Origin of the sequence: Salipiger pentaromativorans (genome assembly GCF_024721115.1) — a bacterium.
Taxonomy (GTDB): domain Bacteria; phylum Pseudomonadota; class Alphaproteobacteria; order Rhodobacterales; family Rhodobacteraceae; genus Salipiger; species Salipiger pentaromativorans.
In genome coordinates this window covers 23,597-43,413 of record NZ_JAMDHK010000011.1, presented here as the reverse complement: position 1 = coordinate 43,413, position 19,817 = coordinate 23,597, and the positions used below count along the sequence as shown (strand labels likewise).

The following is a 19,817-nucleotide window of genomic DNA, read 5'->3' as shown; positions in this document are numbered from 1 at the left end:
CCGCTCAGCTCCCGAGACCCATCGAGATCACGGTGACGGCGCGGCGGTTCTTGGAATAGCACGCCTCTTCAGAGCAGATCTCGACCGGACGCTCCTTGCCGTAGCTGATGAATTTCAGCCGGCTGGCGGGCACGCCCTTCGAGATCAGATATTCCATCGTCGCGTTGGCGCGGCGGGCGCCCAGCGCGATGTTGTATTCGCGCGTGCCCTGCTCGTCCGCGTGCCCTTCGATCACGGCGAGATAATCGCTGTTGGAGAGCAGCCAGCCTGCCTGGCCGTCCAGCGTGGCGCGCGCCTCGGGGCTCAGCGTCGATTGGTCGACCGCAAAGAACACCCGGTCGCCGATGGTCTGGCTGAAATAGGCGGGCGATGCGGGATCGCTGGCGCTGCCGGGCACGATACCGCTGCCGGCACCGGCATCGGCGCCATAGCCCGCGCCGGCCTCGTTGTCGAAACGGTTGCCGTTGGTGCAGGCCGCAAGGCCCAGGACCGCGGCCATCATCAGAGCCTTGGAAAGATGTGTCATGGAGATATCCTGCTCGAGTATTGCCCGCAGGCTAACACAGGCTGCGGGTGTTGGAAATGAGGCCGGCATGACCGAGATTTTTCGTCCGAAAAATCTCGCCACACGCGGGTCGTGCCGCGCAAAATCTTCGCAGGAAGATTTTGCGCGGAAGGCGCTGTCATTGCAGCGGACCCCAGCTCGGATCCGAGGCCCCGTCGGGCGTCCGGACCCGGGTCAGTTTGCGCCCCGCGACATCGACCGTGTAAAGCGAGGACGTGCCCTGCGCGCCCTGAGTTTCCCGCGCGAACATGATCACCCGGCCATTGGGGGCCCAGCTCGGGCCTTCGTCCAGGCGCGAGGCGGTCAGCAGGCGCTCTTCGCTGCCATCGATGCGCATCACGCCGATATGGAACCGGCCCTGATTCTGCTTGGTAAAGGCGATCAGATCGCCGCGCGGCGACCAGACCGGCGTCCCGTAGCGCCCCTGACCGAAGCTGATGCGCGTCGCCTCGCCGCCATTCGCCGGCATCACATAAAGCTGCTGCGTGCCAGAGCGGTCGCTTTCGAACACGATCCGGCTGCCATCGGGCGAAAAGCTGGGGGCGGTTTCGATCGACGGGGCCGAGGTGAGCTGCATCGTCGCGCCCGAAGCGATGTCCATCGCGAAAATATCGGTGTTGGATCCCGAGGTCACCGAATAGACCACCCGGCTGCCATCCGGCGAGAACCGCGGTGCAAAGCTCATGACACCGCTGCCCGATTGCAGGATATGGCTCTGGACCGATCCCACGTTCAGCACATGAACGCGCGGCTCTCCGGTCTCGTAGCTGGTATAGAGCACCCGGTCGCCATTCGGCGAGAACCGCGGCGCCAGCACGATCGAGCGGGAATCCGTCAGATATTGCACATTCGCGCCATCGTAATCCATGATCGCCAGCCGCTTGGCGCGCTGATCCTTGGGACCGCTTTCCGAGACAAAGACCACCCGGCTGTCGAAATAGCCGGTCTCGCCGGTGATCCGGGAATAGACCTGGTCGGCCACCTTGTGGGCAAGCCGGCGCCAGCCGTCGGCGGTGGCGGCGAACTGCATCCCCTGCCCCAGCTCGGTGCCCGCGAACACGTCCCAGATGCGGAACTTGACGGTCACCCGCCCGCCCTCTTCCGAAACCGCGCCGGTCAGCAGCACCAATGCGTTGATCGCTTTCCAGTCGGCAAATTGCACCGGGCTCTGGAACGAGGTGATCCGGCTGATATGCGCCTCGCGCGGGATCTCGCGGAACAGACCCGTGCCGGTCAGATCGTCGGCCACGACCCGTGCGATGTCCTGGGCGTATTGCGCGGCCCCGGGCGTCTCGGACACGAAATCGGGCACCGCATAGGCCATCGGCTCGACCGTGCCCTCGGTGATCTCGATCCGCAACGGACCGTTCTGTGCCTGCGCCGGGACGGGCAGCGCAAGCAGCGCGAGCAGCCCCAGACAGAGGACCAAGACATGTTTCATCCCAAAGCTCTCCTTGCGGGGCCGGCCTGCGCGCGCCCCGATCTGGAGGGAAGGATAGCGCCCGCTGCCTCGGCCGACAAAGGGCCGCAGGGGGGAAAATGCGCGGTTCCTTGCCATTGTCCGGCTCATCGCAGCCTCATCTGTTCGGGGTTGAAGGTCATCTCGATGCGCTTCCATTGCTGGTATTTCTCTTCCGGCAACTCATACCCGTCGCCCTGACAGCGCAGGATCGCCCGGCGCGCCGCCTGAAAGGCGGTTTCCGCCGCGGCGCCACTGCCGCCTTCGGAGCCGACCAGCCTGAGGCTCGACGACACCACGCGGCCCGTGGGCTCCATGTCCATGGCAATGGTTACGGTCACATTGGCGGCCTCGCTGCCGACATCGACCAGCCAACAGCGCTGCACCGCGAGCCGCAGCGCCTCCTGTTCGCCACGGGTCAGCGGACGGCCGGTCGGGGCGGTCTCGGACGCCGCCGCGCCACCGCCCGCCAGCGCCTCGGCAATCGCGTCGGCAACGGCATCGGCGGGTTGTTCGGCGGGCGCTGGGGCCGCGGGCGCGGGCTCCGCCGCCGGTGTCGCCGGGGCGGCAGCGGTCACCAGATCGCGCGGACGCGGGCGCGGACGCACCGAAGCCGCAGGTGCCCCTGCCGGCGTCTCTGCTTCGGTCACGATTTCCGTCGCGGTCTCTTCGGGCGCCGTGGCCTCCTGCTCCTGCTCCGCCAGCTCGGGGCTTTCGGCATCGGGCGTCGCGGCCTGCTGGACCTCGTCCGCCTCGGTCGCTTCGGGCTCCGGCGGCGCCACCGGCTCGGGGGTGACGCGCGGGGCCGGGCGCGGCACCGGACGCAGGGCGGTTTCAGGCGCAAGCACCTGTGGCACCGGCTCGGCGGCCGGTGGCAACGGTTCCGGAACCGGCTCGGGTTCGGGGGCCGGCTCGGGCGCCGGCGGCACCGGCTGCGGCGCGGGCTCGGGTTCCGGCGCAGGCGGCTCGGGGACCGGCACGGGTTCGGGCTCGGGCTGCGGTTCTGGCGCGGGCTCGGGCGCGGGTTGCGGGACCGGCTCGGGCGCAGGTTCGGGTTCGGGCGCCGACGGGGCCTCCACCTCCTGAGGCAGTTCGGGTGCCTGGCTTTCGCGGGTCAGCGCCGCGAATTCCGCCTCGGAGATCACCGAGACCTCGGCCACCTCGAATTCCGGCGGATCCGGACGGAACACGTTTCCGACCAGCAACCACAGAATGACCAGGGCATGCGCCCCGGCGGATATGTAGAGGCTTTTCCGCACAAAGGCCCCCTCAGCCGCCGTCCGCGCCTTCCAGCGCCGGGCCACCGGTGTCCGTCACAAGCCCAATCGACGAGAAGCCGCCACGGTTGAGCGCCCCCATCACCTGAGCCACCGTCTGATAGGGCACCGCGCCATCGGCCCGCAGAAAGATCCGGTCGTCGGCGCGTTCCACCGCGATGGCACGCAGCCGGTTGACCAGATCGCCCATCGGCACCTCGGTGGTCTGGATCATCACCACCCCCTCGGCGGTGATCGTCACCGTCAGCGGCTCCTCGGCCTCGGAGGGCAGCGCGCTGGCCGCCGTCTTGGGCAGTTCCACGGGCACCCCCACGGTCAGAAGCGGCGCCGCCACCATGAAGATGATGAGCAGCACCAGCATCACATCCACCATCGGCGTGACGTTGATCTCGGCCATGGGCTGGCTGCGCGCCCCGCCCCGGCGGCGTCTGCGGCCACCGCCGCCTCCGCCCGATTTCACGACCCCAGCGCCCATGGCTCAGGAATCCAACTGGCGCGAGAGAATGGTCGAGAATTCGTCGGCAAAGGCCTCGTAGCCCGCGATGACCCGATCGGCATCCGCCGACAGCTTGTTGTAGAAGATCACCGCCGGAATGGCCGCCATCAGTCCCAGCGCCGTGGCGAACAGCGCCTCGGCGATGCCCGGCGCCACCACGACCAGCGAGGTATCCTGCTGCTGGGCGATCTCGATGAAGGCGTGCATGATGCCCCAGACCGTGCCGAAGAGCCCGACGAAAGGCGCGGTCGAGCCGACGGTGGCCAGCACCGGCAGCCCGCGCTGGAGCTCTTCGCTTTCCTTCTGGATCGACACGTCCATCGACCGGTCGATCCGGGCATGGGCGCCGGCGATCAGCCCGCCGTCGTCGCGGTGCGAGCGGCGCCATTCGGTCATGCCGGCGGCAAAGACGCGCTCGGCCCGCCCCTTCGGCTCGGTGCCGATCTGGTCGAACAGCTCGTCCAGCGGATCGCCCGACCAGAAGGCCCGGTCGAACTTGGCCGCCTCGCGGCGCGCCTTGCGGTAGCTGACCAGTTTTTCGAGAATGATCGCCCAGCCCCAGACCGAGGCCAAGATGAGCAGCACCATCACCACCTTCACGGTGAGCGTGGCGCGTGCGAACAGCCCCCACATGGAGAAATCTATCTCCTGCGCGAGCGCGAGGGTTTGTGGATCCATAAGCCTGCTCTTCCTCTGGGCCCCTGTTGTCGGAGCTCTCATTACGGCTCTGTGTACCTGATTTGCAGGGGAAACGCCAACACATTGGCGTCATAGCGCCCCACCGGAACGGCATGGGCGGGCTTCCGCCGGCGCAATGCCGCTTTCCGCGCCGCGCACCCCGCCCGGCGGGGGCGGGCGCTTAGTGCACGCGACGGCGAAGCTGCTCGGGCAGGCGGGTCGGATGGCCGTCGAGATGCATCGCGACCAGCGTGACCTCGGCGGAAAAGAGCGTCTCTCCGTCTCGCAGCACCTCCTGGTGCAGCATCAGGCGCACGCCGCTGACCGACTGCACCCGGGTCTGTACCGTCAGTTCGTCGTCGAAATGCGCCGAGGCGCGGAAATCCGCCTCGACCCGACGCAGGACAAAGACCACCCCGTCGTCCTCGCGCAGCGCGTTCTGGTCGATGCCAAGCCCGCGCACCCAATCCGAGCGGGCCCGTTCGATATATTTGAGGTAATTGGCGTGATAGACGATCCCCGCCATGTCGGTGTCTTCGTAATAGACCCGGACCTGAAACTCATGCAGCATCTTGCGCGCTCCGTCTCTCCGCGCCGCGACCCTAGGCGGCACGGGCGGCGGGTGCAAGCAGAGCGCCAGCCCCCTTTCCCCAACCCGGAAAAGCGCTTAGCGTCCGCGCCATGCTGGCCGCCCTGATCCTTGCCACGTCTCTCGCTGCCGGGGCGCTGCTGCTCTGGCCACGCCTCGCACGGGCGCGGCTCTGGCGTGCGTCGCTGACCCCGCTCGCCTCGATCATCGGCAGTGGGTTCCTGGTTCTGGGGCCGATCCTCGATGCCTCCTATGGCGCCCTCGCACCGCTGGTCATGGCGGCGCTCTGTCTGGTGGCCTATGCCTTCGGCGCGGCCATCCGGTTCAACATCGCAAGACGCGCGGGCACGGCCCCCCGCAGCGCGGGCGAGGCATGGCTGGAAACCCTCGCCTCCTGGACGCTGGCCTTCGCCTATTTCATCTCTGTGGCCTATTACCTCAACCTTTTCGGCGCCTTCGGGATGCGGCTGACGCCCTGGAACGACAGCTTTCATGCGCGGCTGCTCACCAGCGCCATGCTGCTGGTCATCCTCGTCATCGGCTGGTCGCGGGGCTTTACCGCGCTGGAGCGGCTGGAACAGGTCACGGTGGGGGTGAAGCTGGCGATCATCGCGGGGCTTCTGGCCGGGCTGGCGTGGTTCTTTGCCGAAAAGGCCGCGGCCGGCGCGCTGCTGAACAACCCGGCGACACAGACCGGCTGGGACGGGCTGGCGCTGGCCTTCGGTCTCATCGTCACGGTGCAGGGGTTCGAAACCTCGCGCTATCTGGGCGAGGAATACGACGCCCGCACCCGCATCCGGTCGATGCGGCTGGCGCAGGGGCTCTCGACGGCGATCTACATGGTCTATGTGCTGCTCATCGCCTATGTCTTCGTGCCCGGCACCGAGGCGTTGAGCGAAACCTCGATCATCGGGCTGATGGCGCTGGTCGCGCCGGTGCTGCCGCTGATGCTGACCGCCGCGGCGCTCGCGGCGCAGTTCAGCGCGGCGGTGGCCGATACCGGCGGTTCCGGCGGGCTCATCGAAGAGCTGACCAGCGGCAGGATCCCGGTGCGGCTGTCCTATGCGCTGCTGGTGGGGGTCGGGCTGGCGCTGACCTGGGGATTCAACGTGTTCGAGATCATCAGCCACGCCTCGCGCGCCTTTGCCGCCTATTACGCCGTGCAATCGTCCATCGCCTGCCGGGGCGCCTGGGCAGAGGAGCGCCGGGCCCTGGCGGCAGGATTCGCCGCGCTGGCGGCGCTGGGGATGGCGATCGCGGTTTTCGGCACGCCGGTGGAATGACCGAGGGCGTCAGCGTTTCAAGCGATGGCAAGGCCCCTCGTCAGGCTCTGCCGCACTCTTCGCCCCCCAAAGACCCGCTAGCGCCGTCCACAGAGCCAGGCGAGCCGGACGAAGCCGCGTTCGACCAGTGCCATGGCCGGTGCCCGCTGCCCCGCCGAGCGGATCGAGAGATCGGTGTCCATCAACATGCCCAGCGCCGCCTCCAGCCGGTCGGCGGACCAGCCCTGCGCCTGCCGCAGCATGCGGTCGCGGCGCGGACCGAAAAGCGGCGGGCGCAACCGTTGCAGCCCCGCCTGCGGCCCGCCCGGCGCCGAAGCCAGCGCATAAAGCACCCGGAAATGGCGCATCGCCATGATCAGCAGCGTGACCGGCGCCACCCCCTGCCCTTCCAGCCGCTGCACCAGCGGCCCAATCTCGGCGCTGCGGCCCTCGGCCACCACGTTCAGAATATCGTCCAGCTCCGCCTCGATGGAGGCCGGCGCGCAGGCGGCCACCTCTTCGGGCGTCAGCGGCGCCGGATCGTCGAGCTTGTAGAGCGCCACCTTCTCCAGAACCTGCCGGAAATCGCCGGGCTCCAGCGCCCGGGCCAGCGCTTCGAGCGCGTCCCAGGCAGCCCGGTCGACCTGTTCGAGCCCCGCTTTCCTCAACGCCGCCTCGATCTCGTCGCGGCCCGGCGGATCGGAATAGATGCCGATGGCCAGCGCATTGGGATGCCCCTCGAACAGCTTGCGCAGCTTCGATTTCGCCGCCAGTTGACCGGCGGTCACGATCACCTGGGCATCGCCCTCGCGCCAATCGCCCAGCGCCGTCGATACGATGTCGGTCAGCCCGTCGCTCGCGTCCTCGACGAATGCCACGCGGGGCCCGGGAAAGAACCCTTGCGCCTTGATCGCGTCGAGCAGCATCGCCGGATCGCGGCGCAGCTCGGCGCCGGAGATGCGCGTCAGCCGCATCTCGGCCTCGCCCTCGGGGCCGACCAGCGCGGAGATGACCTCCTGCCGCCGGTGCGCCACGCGCATCGCGTCCTCGCCGTAAAGCAGCACGCCCGCACGCGTCGGATCCGGCTTGCGGAAAAAGGCCTGTGCGTCGCGGCCCGTCAGCTTCATTTCGGCAGCGTGTCCGCGTCGAGCAGCAGCCGGTCGATGACCTGATCGGCGAGAATCACCATGAGCCGCCGCTTGGCGTCGCGCTCGGCGGCCTGGGTCGCGGCGGTGGAGCCGGTGGCGGAATAACTGGTGAAGGCGTTGGTGCGGCCCGCGATCAGCGCCTCTTCGCTGCCCACCGGGGTCAACGTATAGAACACCCGCCCCACAAGCCGGTAGCGCGTGGTCTGCCCGTCGGCGAGAGAGCCCAGCCCCTGCGACTGCGTCTCGAGCCGGATCTTCAGCGCATAGGGACCCGAGGCGCGCCCCAGCCGTTCCTCGAACCGGCTGTTGAAATCATAGCCGTAGCGATTGGCGGGCTCTTCCAGCGCGATACTGCCCAGCAGCGCAGACCCGCCCCCCTGCGGCCCGTAGGCCGGGGTAAAGCCGCAGCCCGCGAGCGCTGCGGCGGCAAGAAGGAAATTTCTGCGATCAGACAACCACATTGACGATCCGGCCCGGTACGACGATCAGCTTTTTCGGCGCGGCCCCGTTCAGGGTCCGCTCCACAGCTTCATGCGTCAGCACCAGCTTTTCAACCTCTTCCTTCGGCATATCCTTGGGCACGGTCAGTTCGCCGCGCCGCTTGCCGTTGACCTGAATGGGCAGCGTGACCGTATCCTCGACCAGCATCGCCTCGTCGGCCTTGGGCCAGGGCGCATCGGCAATCAGCCCCTCGCCGCCCAGAAGCTGCCAGATCTCTTCCGACAGATGCGGGGTCATCGGCGACATGAGCTGCGCCAGCGTGAGCGCCGCCTGCCGCTTGACCGCAGAGCCCGCGCGCGACTTGGTCAGCGCGTTGGTGAAGGCGTAAAGCCGGGCGATGGCGGCGTTGAAGCCGAAGCTTTCCACGCCCATGGTCACATCGTGGATGGCCTTGTGCATCTCGCGCAGCAGCGCCTCGTCCTCTTGCGTCGCAGGCACATCGGCCCCGGCGACCTCGGCGCAGGCGCGATAGACCCGCGCGAGGTGCTTGTGCGCGGCCTCGGCGCCGGCGGCGGTCCACTCCACATCGCGCTCGGGCGGGCTGTCGGAAAGCACGAACCAGCGCGCGGTGTCGGCACCATATTGCCCGATGATCGCCACCGGATCGACCACGTTGTTCTTGGATTTCGACATCTTGGCCGAGGGGATGATCTCGACCTCGGTGCCGTCCTCAAGATAGCCCTTGCCATCCTTCAGGGTGACCGCCTCGGGGTAGTGATAGACCGGACGGCCCTCGGCGTTGCGGGTCTGGTAGATCGCGTGGGTCACCATGCCCTGGGTAAAGAGCGCATTGAACGGCTCCTTGCATTTCTCCGGCAGGTGGCCGGTGAGGTGCATCGCCCGCGCGAAGAAGCGCGAATAAAGCAGGTGCAGGATCGCGTGTTCGATGCCGCCGATATACTGGTCGACATTCATCCAGTACTCGGCCTCGGCCAGATCGGTGGGCGTGTCGGCATCGGGCGCGGTGAAGCGGGCGAAATACCAGCTCGAGTCCACGAAAGTGTCCATCGTGTCGGTCTCGCGCTTGGCGGGCGCGCCGCATTGCGGGCAGGCGCAGTCGCGCCAGGTCGGGTGCCGGTCGAGCGGGTTGCCGGGCACGTCGAAGCTCACGTCGTCGGGAAGCTGGATCGGCAGGTTCTCTTTCTTCTCCGGCACCACGCCGCAGCTATCGCAATGCACCACCGGGATCGGGCAGCCCCAGTAGCGCTGCCGCGACAGGCCCCAGTCGCGCAGGCGGTATTTGGTCACGCCCTGGCCGACGCCGTTGGCCTCGCAGACATCCACCGCCGCGTTGACGGCCTCGTCGCCGGTCTGCACCTCTTCGCCCGCGATGAGCCGCGTATAGCGGACCTTTTCGGATTTCGCGGGCACGAAGGGTGCGGCCTGAATGTCGATCTCGCCATCCAGCGGCAGGAAGGTCTCGACGATGGGCAGCCCGTATTTCACGCAGAAATCATGGTCGCGCTGATCGTGGCCGGGGCAGCCGAAGATCGCGCCGGTGCCGTAATCCATCAGGATGAAATTGGCGATATAGACCGGCAGCTCCCACGAGGTGTCGAACGGGTGGCGCACGGTGATGCCGGTGTCGAAGCCCAGCTTCTCGGCGGTCTCGATCGCCTCTTCCGTGGTGCCGCCCTTGCGGCATTCGGCGACGAAGGCCGCGACCTCGGGGTTCTCGCGCTCCAGATGTCTGGCCAGCGGATGGTCGGGCGAGATGCCGACAAAGCTCGCGCCCATCAGCGTGTCGGGGCGGGTGGTATAGACCTCGATCCGGTCGAACCCCTCGGGCGCCTCGACGGTCGAGAAGGCGAATTGCAGCCCGCGCGACCGGCCGATCCAGTTGGCCTGCATGAGCTTGACCTTGGCGGGCCAGTCATCGAGCCCGTCGAGCGCATCGAGCAGCTCGCCCGAGAAATCCGAGATCTTGAAGAACCACTGGGTGAGTTCCTTGCGCTCGACCAGCGCGCCCGAGCGCCAGCCGCGGCCGTTCTCGACCTGCTCGTTGGCCAGCACGGTCATGTCGACCGGATCCCAATTCACCACGGCGTTCTTGCGGTAGACCAGCCCCTCGTGGAGCATGTCGAGGAAAAGCGCCTGCTGCTGGCCGTAATAGTCCGGGTCGCAGGTGGCGAACATCCGCGACCAGTCGAGCCCGAAGCCCAGCGGCTTCATCTGCGCGACCATCGTGTCGATGTTGGAATAGGTCCAGTCCTTGGGGTGGCCGCCGCTCGCCATGGCGGCGTTCTCGGCGGGCATGCCGAAGGCGTCGAAGCCCATCGGGTGCAGCACGTTGAAGCCGTTCTGCTTTTTATACCGCGCGATCACGTCGCCCATGGTGTAGTTGCGCACATGGCCGATATGGATGCGCCCCGAGGGATAGGGGAACATTTCCAGCACGTAGTATTTCGGCTTGCCCGCGGTGCGGGTGGCCTTGAAGGTCAGGGCCTCATCCCAGATCTTCTGCCATTTCGGCTCGATTGCGGCGGGGTCGTAACGCGACATCTTGTTTCCCTCGGAACGGACGGGTCTCGGGGCGGGGTGATAGGGCCAAGGGGCACGGGCGTCCAGTGCCAGTGTGCCCCGTGGCTTGGCGCGGGGCGGTCGAGGCGCGGAAAACTGTGGTGTTGGCCTTCAACAAGGTGCAACGAAAGCCAGACCCAACGGCGGCCCGTGGGATGCCGCCCCGACCGTGGACATCCTTGATTGACCCCGTTCATGTCTGAAGGACCTCAAAGCGGAGCATCCTCGGCAAACCAGACCTAGAGACCTCTCGGAAAACACCGGCTCCCCATCTCTGGCGCTGCCCCTGTCACAATGACATTGTGACCGCAATCAAGACCATCTCTTACAGCTCGCCCGGAAAGCCCTAGACGCATGATTGCCTATGTCACAGTCGGTGCGGATGACCTCGCCCGCGCGAAACGGTTTTACTCCGCTTTCCTGCCAGCCCTTGGCTATGAACTGGAAGAGGGCCCCGAGGGGCTAAGCTACGCACTGCCCGTCGAACCGGGCCAGTCTCCCACACTGCCTGACTTTTACGTCAAGCCACCCTTCGACGGGCGTCCGGCTTCGGCGGGCAACGGGTCGATGGTCGCCTTCGAGGCGCGCAACCAAAAGCAGGTCCGCGATCTTCATACCGCCGCCCTTTCCGCAGGCGGGTCGGACGAGGGCCAGCCGGGCTTTCGGGCCTCATACGGAGCCAGCTTCTATGTCGGCTACATGCGCGATCCTCAGGGCAACAAGATCGCCGTTTTCTCCAGCGATCCGCACGAACCTGGACGAGACGGGTAGCGCGGGCCAAGACCGGCGGGCATTTCTGCAACCCGCGCAACGTCTTTGCCCGCCGCCACCGCCACGGGCATTGGCCTGCCGGACGCGGCATGCGAGAAAGGCGGCCTGTCGTTCCACAAAATCCCGTTTGTCATGAAGATCCTCTGTATCCACCAGAATTTCCCCGGCCAATACAAGCATCTGGCCCCTGCGCTGGTCCAGAACGGGCATCAGGTCGTGGCACTGACGCCCAAGGTCAAGAAGGCCACGCGCTGGAGCGGCATCACCGTGCTGCCCTATCGGATCCAGGGATCGAGCACCCAAGGGATTCAGCCCCTGCTCGCGGATTTCGAAACCAAGCTCATCCGCGCCACGAGCTGCTATCGCGCGGCGCTGACTCTGAAGGAGAAGGGCTTTGAGCCCGACGTGATTCTCGCCCATCACGGCTGGGGCGAAAGCCTGTTTCTCAAGGATGTCTGGCCGCGCGCGCGTATGGGGCTTTATTGCGAGCTCTATCATCTGACGACGGACACCTTCGTCGCGTTCGATCCGGAGTTCCAGAAATCCGCCCCCAGCTCCGACGCGCTGCGCATCCGGATGAAGAACCTGAACAACCGGCTGCACGAAGAGATCATGGACGCGGGCCTGTCGCCCACGCGGTTCCAGGCAGCGACCTTTCCAGCGCAGTGGCGCGACCGCATCACCGTCGCGCATGACGGCATCGACACGGATCTGGTCCGGCCCGACCCGGCCGCGCGGCTGGAGCTGGATGACGGGCGGGCGCTGACCCGCGATAACGAGGTCATCACCTTCATCAACCGCAATCTCGAACCCTATCGCGGCTATCACATCTTCATGCGCGCCCTGCCCGAGATCCTGCGCCGCCGCCCGAACGCCCAGATCACGGTGATCGGCGGCGACGAGGTGAGCTATGGCTCGAAACCGCCCAAGGGCCAGACCTGGAAGCAGATCTTCATCGACGAGGTGAAAGACCAGATTTCCGAGGCCGACTGGCAGCGCGTGCATTTCCTCGGCCGCGTGCCCTATGAGCGCTTCCTCGCGATGATGCAGGTGAGCCGGGCGCATGTGTATCTCACCTATCCGTTCGTTCTGAGCTGGTCGCTGCTGGAAGCTATGAGCGCGGAATGCGCGATCATCGCCAGCGGCACGGAACCGGTGCGCGAGGTGATGACCGAGGGCGAAACCGGCTGGATGGTGGATTTCTTCGACGGAGCGGCGCTGGTGGACCGGCTCTGCGCCTTGCTCGACGACCCCGAGACGCGGGCAAGGCTGGGGCGCAACGCGCGTGCCTATGTACGCGAGACCTACGACCTCCAGACACGCTGCCTGCCGCGTCATGTAAGCTGGGTCGACCGGCTGGCGACACTCGCGCCGCGCCCGCCGCTGGACTGAGCCACGGCAAGACCGGGCGGGCGCCCGCTCCATGCTCGGGCCGGGTTGACCCGGAGTGATACATTCACAATACTTGCATCATTCACAGCCGAGTTTTCCCGATGCACTTGTCAAAATTCACCGACTACGCGCTGCGCGTGTGCCTCTATCTGGGCGCGCATCAGGACCGGCTCGTGCCCATCTCCGAGATTGCCCGGGCGCACCGGCTGTCGCAGAGCAATCTTATGAAAGTGGTCCATCAACTGGTCGATGGCGGGTTTCTGAAAAGCACCCGCGGACGCTCTGGCGGGATCGCGCTTGCCCGCCCGGCAGCAGAGATTCGGGTGGGCGAAGTCACGCGCTATATGGAAGGCGATGCCCAGATGGTCGATTGCTCGACCTGCATCCTGCGTGGCGCCTGTGGCCTTGTTGGCGGGCTGAAAGAGGCAAAAGACGCTTTTTATCAGAATCTTGACAGGTTCAGCCTGGCGGATTCCGTCCTTGCGCATCCGCGCACGCTCAACATCCTGCAAAGCGCGGCCTCCGACGCCGCCGCGCTGTCGCCGGGTTCGTAACCCCTTCCGAATCGGCGCCCCCGCCCGCGCCGACAGGGGATGGCGCGCATCGGATTGCCCACCGGGACGAAGGCGAAACCGGAATGCAAACCGCCCAAAAGGTAGGAAGCGCGCCCGAAAACTGCCTACAGGCTGCACAACCTCGCAGCGATCCTGCGCATCAAAGCCTCGCCCGGCACGAAATGGCATGTTTGAGCTTGCCGGATTAAAACATTCCCATTATCCGAATGATTAATAGAGGCGTGGCCGCCTCTTTCAGCCGCAACGGCGCGGCGATTTCAGTCACATCCGCCCGAACGGGCACGCAGCAACGGCGCTGTTCGACGTTCTGAGACTTTCAGACCGCGGGAGCACCATGCGCCATTGGCCTGCTCTCCCTGACCGAAACCGCCGCGGCCCGGGCTTCCGGTTCCGCAGACCGACCCGGAGAAGCCATGCCCCGTTTCCTCACAGCCGTCAGCGCGCCGGCATCCGGACGGACAGCGCCCGTCTCCAACCGAATTGCGACGCATCGGCAAAGCCCCTCCGCCGCATTCACCGCCCGTCCCGATTGACGGCACCCCCTCACGATCCTCCCCTCCGACGCCTGATCTTCAGGCCCAACCCCTCCTCGAAAGGACCTAGACATGTCGTATGTCATGCCCAAGGAATTCGCGGCCAAGATGGTCGACGCCGGCGAATCCAAGATCTTCATGGCCACCAAGGACACGCTGATCCGCGCCTATATGGCCGGCGCCATCCTGGCGCTCGCCGCGGCCTTTGCCGTGACCATCGCGGTCAACACCGGCAATTTCCTCGTCGCCTCGCTGCTGTTTCCGGTCGGCTTCTGCATCCTCTACCTGCTGGGCTTCGACCTGCTGACCGGCGTGTTCACCCTGGCTCCGCTGGCGGTGATCGCCAAGCGCCCGGGCTGCACCTGGGGCGGCGTGCTGCGCAACTGGGGTCTGGTGTTCTGCGGCAATTTCGCCGGGGCGATGACCGTCGCGATCTTTATGGCAATCATCTTCACCATGGGCTTTTCGACCGAGCCGAACGCCGTCGGCGAGAAGATCGGCCATATCGGCGAGGCACGGACGCTGGGCTATGCCGCCGCCGGCGGCGCGGGCCTGCTGACCGTCTTCGTGCGCGCGGTGATGTGCAACTGGATGGTCTCGACCGGCGTTGTGGCCGCGATGATGTCGAACTCGGTCTCGGGCAAGATCATGGCGATGTGGATGCCGATCCTCGTCTTCTTCTATCTCGGCTTCGAGCACTCGATCGTGAACATGTTCCTGTTCCCCTCGGGCATCATCCTCGGCGGCCAGTTCACCTGGGCGGATTATTTCATCTACAACGAGATCCCGGTGGTTCTGGGCAATCTCGTCGGCGGCCTGACCTTCGTGGGCGGCATGATCTACGCCACGCATTTCCGCGAAAGCCCCAAGCGCAACGCCCAGCGCAATGACGATCTGACCGGCGTTCCCGCCGAATAACCCAACGGCGCGGGGCCCGGAGCGGCCCCGCCACAGCGGCGCCGTCGTCTGCCAGGCCAGCCCCTGCTCCCGGGTAGGGCACAGCAGAACGGCAGCGCCCCCGGGCGGGACGGCTTGCAGGCCGTGCCGCCCGACCCCCTTCGGCGCACAGGTCAGGGCGCCGCTACCGCTTGCGCCGGCCCCCGGCACTGCGCGCATGGAACCCCGGCGGACGTTTGCTCACCCAATCCAGGAAACGCCGCAACCGCGGATGCGCCCGCAACGCCTCGATGCTGTTGTATTCTCGGGCCAATTCGGATTCGGTGAACGTGGCGTGGATCTCGTTGTGGCAGATCTGATGCAACAGCGCCACCGGCCCGCCTTTTCCCCCTTTCAGCTTCGGAACAAGATGGTGCAGGCTTTGCTTTGCATCCGGCGGAATGGGCCGCCGGCAGAGCGGGCAGACGGGATCGGGCAACGGCACCTCTTGTGCGGACGGTCTCGGCAAGGCAAGAGACTGGCGCCAATCTCGGCAGGATCAAGGGGACAGGCATGGAATGGGACCTTTCGGCCCAGCCGCAAATTGTGCAGGACGCCGCAGGATATGCGCTCCGGGGCTGGGAGATCGCACAGGCCTGGATGCTCTCGCCCGCCGCCTGGTCGCAGTTCGGCCTGCTGCTGGTGGCCTTCCTCCTCTCCTGGCTGGTCACGAAGGCGCTGCGCCCGCGCATCGCCCGGCTGCTGACCCCGCCGCAGGAGGCGCGTTCGATCCTCGCGACGATCCGCCGCTTCTTCCTGATCTTCGTGCCGCTGATGCTGCCGCTGCTCGCCTGGGCCGTCACCGCCGCCGGAGAGCAGGTGATCCGGTCGCTCTTCGGCTCGGGCGCGGTGATCGCCTTCGGCAAGCGCGTGTTCCTTTTCCTCGCCGCCCGCGCGCTGGTGCGCGAGATCGTCACCGATCCGCTGCTGAAGGTGCTGGGACGATTCATTCTGCTGCCCATTCTGGCGCTCTATATCGTCGGGCTGCTGGACGACATCATCGTGCAACTCAACGACACCACCGTGAGCCTCGGCAATATCGAGTTCTCGGTGATGTCGCTGATCCGGGGCGTCATCGCCGGGGCGATCCTGTTCTGGCTCGGCCGCTGGTCGAACGACCAGACCGGCGCCTATATCGAAAAGCAGGAAGAGATGCGCCCCGCCGCGCGGCAGCTTGCCGCCAAGGCCGCCGAGATCACCATCTTCGGCCTCGCGTTCCTGCTGCTGATGAACATCATGGGCATTCCGCTCGGCTCGCTGGCGGTGCTGGGCGGCGCCATCGGCGTCGGGCTGGGCTTTGGCCTGCAGAAGATCGCGTCGAATTATATATCGGGGGTGATTCTGCTGCTCGAAGGCCAGGCGACCATCGGCGACTATGTCGAGCTGGACAGCGGCGAGGCCGGCACCATCGTCAAGACGACCGCCCGGGCGATGTTTCTGGAAACCTTCGACGGGCGCTGGATCGTGGTGCCGAACGAGGATTTCATCACCACCCGGGTGATCAACTATTCCGATCAGGGCTCGGCCAACCGCTATTCGGTCGAATTCAACGTAAGCTACGATACCGACATCAATCTCATTCCCGATCTCATCAGCGCCGCCATCGCCAAGCATCCCGCCGTGCTGAGCGAGCCCGAGGACCCGGATGTCGAACTGGCGGGGTTCGGCGACAGCGGCATCGACTTCGAAGTCGAATTCTGGATCAACGGCATCGACGACGGCCGGAACAAGATCCGCTCAGAGGTGCGTTTCATCATCTGGAACACGCTCAGGGAACACGGGATCGAGATTCCCTTCCCCCAGCGCGTCATCCATATGGCGCCGCCCCCCGCGGCATGAGCGATGCGCTGGTCATCGGCGGCGGCCCGGCGGGGCTGATGGCGGCGGATGCGCTGCTATCTGCCGGCCATTCGGTCTGTCTGGCCGAGGCCAAGCCCTCGGTCGGGCGCAAGTTCCTGATGGCCGGGAAATCGGGGCTGAACCTGACCCGCGCCCAACCCTTCGGCCCGTTCCTCGCGGCCTATGGCGGCGCCGAAGCGGCGCTGCGCCCGATGCTGTCGGGTTTCACACCCGAGGCGGTGCGCGACTGGGCCGAGGGCTTGGGGCAGACGACATTCGCCGGCTCCACCGGACGGGTCTTCCCCACCGCGATGAAGGCCTCGCCGCTGCTGCGCGCCTGGCTCGCGCGGCTCGAGGCGATGGGCCTCGACCGGCGGCTGCGCTGGCGCTGGACCGGCTGGGAGGGGGCCGCCTGTCTCTTCGACACCCCCGAGGGCCCGCGCCGCCTCACCCCACGCGCCACGGTGCTGGCCCTGGGCGGCGCGAGCTGGGCGCGGCTCGGCTCGGACGGGGCCTGGGCAGAACCCCTTGCGGCGGCGGGGATCGCCCTTGCGCCGTTCCTGCCCGCCAATGCCGGGCTCACCGTCGGGTGGTCCGCGCATATGGCCCCGCATTTCGGCGCCCCGCTGAAAACCGTGGCCTTCCGGGCCGGCCCGTTGCACTCGCGCGGCGAAGCGGTGATCACGGCGCGCGGGCTCGAGGGCGGCGGGCTCTACCCGCTTTCGCCGGCGCTGCGCGAGGGGGCGGCGCTCGAGGTCGATCTGGCACCGGATCTGCCGCTTGAGGAGGTGCAGGCCCGCCTCGCCCGGCCACGCAGCAAGCAGAGCCTTTCCAACCATCTGCGCAAGCAGCTCGGACTGTCATCCGCCGCGCGGGCGCTGCTGATGGAATGCGGCCGCCCTCTGCCCGGCGACCCGGCGGCGCTGGCACGGCGGATCAAGGCCCTGCGGGTGCCCCATACCGGCCTGCGCCCGCTGGACGAGGCGATCTCGACCGCCGGCGGCGTGCCCTTCGCGGCGCTGGACGAGGGGCTTATGCTGCGCGCCCGTCCCGGCACCTTCTGCGCGGGCGAGATGATCGACTGGGAGGCGCCCACGGGCGGCTATCTGCTCACCGCCTGCCTCGCCACCGGGCTCTGGGCCGGACGGCACGCGGCGCGTTATCTGGACGGCGCCGCAACCGCATAGCCCAGCCGGTCGCCCGATCCATCGTCACCCAGCCCCTGCGCCACGATCAGCCCCGCCGGCACCCCCCGCGCCGCCAGGATCGCCCGGACCGCCTCCGCCCGGCGGCGGCTGAGCTGGCGGTTCAGCACCGGGATCTCGGCGCTGCCCGCGTGGCCAGTGACGGTCAGCTCCAACCCGGCAAAGCGCGTGCAGGCCCGGGCCAGCGCGGTGAGCTCCGCCAGCGGCCGCGCCGAGCCCAGCAGGGGCGAGAAGCCGCCCCGCGCAAAGGGCACCTGCGGCACCGACCGGAAGCGGGCGTTGCAGCTCTCTTCCGTGGGCGTGAAAAACAGCTCCGGCAGCCAGACCCCGGCGGCAAAGACCTCGGTCCCGCCGCTCAGCACATTGTCCCGGCGATCTCCGGTGCCGGGCAGCGCCTCCGGCGCCGCGACGCTGAGCGCCACCGCTTCCGGCAGCGACGCGCGCAGCTCCGCCTCGAGCGCGCGCGCATCGCTCGCCGGGCGCACCGTGACGGCGACGCTCAGCCCGCCCGCCGCAAGGGTCAGCACCGCCGAATCCATCTCGGGCAGCCAGCGGCCCAGCGCCTCCAGCACCTCTTGAACCGGCGCCGGGCTGGTCTCCGGCGACACCTTGGGCGCGCCGTCAACCGCCGTCAGACCAAGCGCCCCCGCCATCGCCTCGGGCTCCAGACCGGCGGGCAGCTTGCCCGTCAGCTCCGCCCCCCGGGCCACATCGTAGCGCAGCGAGAAGGCCGGAGGCGTGCCATCGTCCTGAAGCGCGATACGGGCCGTGTCGGGCGCGACCGAGGCCAGCGCCCGATCCCGCTCCTCCGGGTTGGCGGCCACCCCCGACAGCTCCAGCCCGTCGGAGGACAGCAGCAACGCCCCCCGTTCGAGCATCGCCAGCGCCGAAAGCGCCGCCAGCGCGGTGGCGTTCCAGCCGGTCAGGTCCGGCCAGGGGGAGCGCGCCAGATCCTGCATCTGCACCGGTACGTCAAAGGCCCCGCCTGCATCTTCCGGGAAATCCGCCGGCACCTTGCCCGACAGCAGCAGCGCATCCCCACGCCATTCGGCACGCAGCACCAGCGGCGCGCCGTCGTCCTCGGGCACCAGCGCCAGAGACAGCGCCACGCCTGCCGGCAGATCCCCGCGCAGCGCCTCGGCCGCCGCCATCTCCGCCTCCGGGACCGGCCCGCCCGAAAGCGAGACAAGCGTGTCGGTGACGGTCATCTGCCCCGCCTTCAGCCCGGCGAAGACCGGCAGCGCCACCGCCAACGCCGGCTCGAAACGCGGCTGGGGGAGCGGCAGCGGCGCCGTGACCAGCGCCTCCTCCTGCGCTGCACCCAGCGCGGCCAGCGGCGCACGGTCGAATTCCGGCGGCAGCTTTCCGTCAAGACGCAGCCCCATATGCGGATCGCGCGAGACCGTCAGGCGATAGGGCAACCCGTCATCGACCGCCGCAAGATCCAGCGTCAGATCGTAACCCTCGGGCAGATCGGCCAGCGCATCGCGAATCTCGTCCAGAGTCGCCGGCAGATGCACCCGGCCCGACAGGCGCAGCGCCCGGTCCTCGACCTCCAACCGTGCATCCAGCATCCGCGCGAGGACCGAGGCCGCCCGCGCCACCACCCCGGACCAAAGCTCGTCCGGCGCACCCGCCGCGACCACCAGCGCCTCTGAGGGGCCCAGCATCTCCTGCAACGCGACGCCCTGCGCCTCCGAGACGACATGCCCCGCCAACGCGACGCCCTCGGGTCCCTTGCGGATCTCCAGCGTGAAGGGCGCCACCTGCGGCAGCACCGTCAGGTCGTCCGTCACCCCCTCGACACCCTCCAGCGCCGCCAGCGTGGCGATCAGCGCCGCGCGCTCCTCATCGCTCTCGACCCGGCCCGTGGCGGTGACCACGCCGCGCGTCACCGCGATGCCGATCGGATGTTTCTGCTGATAGACCGCGCCCTGTGCCTCGGCGCGGATCCCGGCATCCAAAAGCGCATTGTCGCCGGGCACCTGAAAGACGCCCAGCGACACCACCGCCAGAATGATCGCCACGATGGCAAAGAAATCCCGCATCTCCGCGCCTCCTTGTCCGAGGT

18 protein-coding genes are annotated in these 19,817 nt (G+C 67.5%); 7 read left to right on the top strand and 11 right to left on the bottom strand.

Annotated features, from left to right (window positions below; all coding sequences use genetic code 11):
* Positions 1 to 4: 4 nt before the first annotated feature.
* The 6 genes from pal to ybgC form a co-directional block, all read right to left on the bottom strand.
* A complete protein-coding gene (gene pal / locus M4578_RS15980; RefSeq protein ID WP_258094290.1) occupies positions 5 to 526 on the bottom strand; it encodes a peptidoglycan-associated lipoprotein Pal in 522 nt (173 codons plus the stop codon).
* Between the two features lie 157 nt (positions 527 to 683).
* The gene (gene tolB / locus M4578_RS15975) at positions 684 to 2,006 is read right to left on the bottom strand and encodes a Tol-Pal system beta propeller repeat protein TolB (RefSeq protein ID WP_258094289.1); all 1,323 of its coding nucleotides are present in this window, start codon (positions 2,004 to 2,006) and stop codon (positions 684 to 686) included.
* Positions 2,007 to 2,131: 125 nt separating this feature from the next.
* Complete coding sequence (locus tag M4578_RS15970) at positions 2,132 to 3,283, bottom strand: cell envelope biogenesis protein TolA (RefSeq protein WP_258094288.1); 1,152 nt, start codon at positions 3,281 to 3,283, stop codon at positions 2,132 to 2,134.
* Between the two features lie 10 nt (positions 3,284 to 3,293).
* Entirely contained in the window at positions 3,294 to 3,776 is a 483-nt protein-coding gene (tolR, locus tag M4578_RS15965; protein WP_258094287.1) for a protein TolR, read from the bottom strand.
* 3 nt (positions 3,777 to 3,779) lie between these two features.
* Positions 3,780 to 4,475: a protein TolQ gene (gene tolQ, locus M4578_RS15960; RefSeq protein ID WP_258094286.1), complete on the bottom strand. Its 696-nt coding sequence runs from the start codon at positions 4,473 to 4,475 to the stop codon at positions 3,780 to 3,782.
* A 181-nt stretch (positions 4,476 to 4,656) separates the two neighbouring features.
* Positions 4,657 to 5,046, bottom strand: coding sequence for a tol-pal system-associated acyl-CoA thioesterase (gene ybgC / locus M4578_RS15955; protein WP_258094285.1), 390 nt, complete (start codon positions 5,044 to 5,046; stop codon positions 4,657 to 4,659).
* Between the two features lie 110 nt (positions 5,047 to 5,156).
* On the opposite strand from ybgC, the gene M4578_RS15950 reads away from it, so the two are divergent.
* Positions 5,157 to 6,347 (top strand): APC family permease, encoded by a 1,191-nt coding sequence (locus tag M4578_RS15950; RefSeq protein WP_258094284.1) that lies wholly within the window; start codon positions 5,157 to 5,159, stop codon positions 6,345 to 6,347.
* A gap of 77 nt (positions 6,348 to 6,424) precedes the next feature.
* Here the strand turns inward: M4578_RS15950 and holA are convergent, their stop codons facing one another.
* The 3 genes from holA to leuS are packed head-to-tail and all read right to left on the bottom strand — an operon-like array spanning position 6,425 to position 10,477.
* On the bottom strand, positions 6,425 to 7,453 hold the full coding sequence (holA, locus tag M4578_RS15945) for a DNA polymerase III subunit delta (RefSeq protein WP_258094283.1): 1,029 nt from the start codon (positions 7,451 to 7,453) through the stop codon (positions 6,425 to 6,427).
* Positions 7,450 to 7,935: an LPS assembly lipoprotein LptE gene (gene lptE, locus M4578_RS15940; protein ID WP_258094282.1), complete on the bottom strand. Its 486-nt coding sequence runs from the start codon at positions 7,933 to 7,935 to the stop codon at positions 7,450 to 7,452. Before lptE ends, holA begins: the two co-directional genes overlap by 4 nt.
* The gene (gene leuS / locus M4578_RS15935) at positions 7,922 to 10,477 is read right to left on the bottom strand and encodes a leucine--tRNA ligase (RefSeq protein ID WP_258094281.1); all 2,556 of its coding nucleotides are present in this window, start codon (positions 10,475 to 10,477) and stop codon (positions 7,922 to 7,924) included. The genes lptE and leuS overlap by 14 nt, the downstream gene beginning before the upstream one ends.
* 372 nt (positions 10,478 to 10,849) lie before the next feature.
* Between leuS and M4578_RS15930 the strand changes: the two genes are divergently transcribed.
* The 4 genes from M4578_RS15930 (at position 10,850) to M4578_RS15915 (ending at position 14,684) form a co-directional block, all read left to right on the top strand.
* The gene (locus M4578_RS15930; RefSeq protein ID WP_258094280.1) at positions 10,850 to 11,266 is read left to right on the top strand and encodes a VOC family protein; all 417 of its coding nucleotides are present in this window, start codon (positions 10,850 to 10,852) and stop codon (positions 11,264 to 11,266) included.
* 132 nt (positions 11,267 to 11,398) lie between these two features.
* On the top strand, positions 11,399 to 12,658 hold the full coding sequence (locus tag M4578_RS15925) for a glycosyltransferase family 4 protein (protein ID WP_258094279.1): 1,260 nt from the start codon (positions 11,399 to 11,401) through the stop codon (positions 12,656 to 12,658).
* A 101-nt stretch (positions 12,659 to 12,759) separates the two neighbouring features.
* Complete coding sequence (locus M4578_RS15920) at positions 12,760 to 13,212, top strand: RrF2 family transcriptional regulator (RefSeq protein WP_258094278.1); 453 nt, start codon at positions 12,760 to 12,762, stop codon at positions 13,210 to 13,212.
* A 626-nt stretch (positions 13,213 to 13,838) separates the two neighbouring features.
* Positions 13,839 to 14,684, top strand: coding sequence for a formate/nitrite transporter family protein (locus M4578_RS15915; protein WP_258094277.1), 846 nt, complete (start codon positions 13,839 to 13,841; stop codon positions 14,682 to 14,684).
* A 163-nt stretch (positions 14,685 to 14,847) separates the two neighbouring features.
* Here the strand turns inward: M4578_RS15915 and M4578_RS15910 are convergent, their stop codons facing one another.
* Positions 14,848 to 15,141 (bottom strand): HNH endonuclease, encoded by a 294-nt coding sequence (locus tag M4578_RS15910; protein WP_258094276.1) that lies wholly within the window; start codon positions 15,139 to 15,141, stop codon positions 14,848 to 14,850.
* Between the two features lie 74 nt (positions 15,142 to 15,215).
* Here M4578_RS15910 and M4578_RS15905 point away from each other — a divergent pair, with 74 nt between their 5' ends.
* Together M4578_RS15905 and M4578_RS15900 are read left to right on the top strand one after the other, a co-directional pair.
* On the top strand, positions 15,216 to 16,541 hold the full coding sequence (locus tag M4578_RS15905) for a mechanosensitive ion channel family protein (protein ID WP_258094275.1): 1,326 nt from the start codon (positions 15,216 to 15,218) through the stop codon (positions 16,539 to 16,541).
* Entirely contained in the window at positions 16,538 to 17,728 is a 1,191-nt protein-coding gene (locus tag M4578_RS15900) for a TIGR03862 family flavoprotein (protein WP_258094274.1), read from the top strand. Before M4578_RS15905 ends, M4578_RS15900 begins: the two co-directional genes overlap by 4 nt.
* On the opposite strand, the gene M4578_RS15895 is transcribed toward M4578_RS15900, so the two are convergent.
* A complete protein-coding gene (locus M4578_RS15895; protein ID WP_258094273.1) occupies positions 17,701 to 19,794 on the bottom strand; it encodes an OmpA family protein in 2,094 nt (697 codons plus the stop codon). The genes M4578_RS15900 and M4578_RS15895 overlap by 28 nt on opposite strands.
* Positions 19,795 to 19,817: the final 23 nt, after the last annotated feature.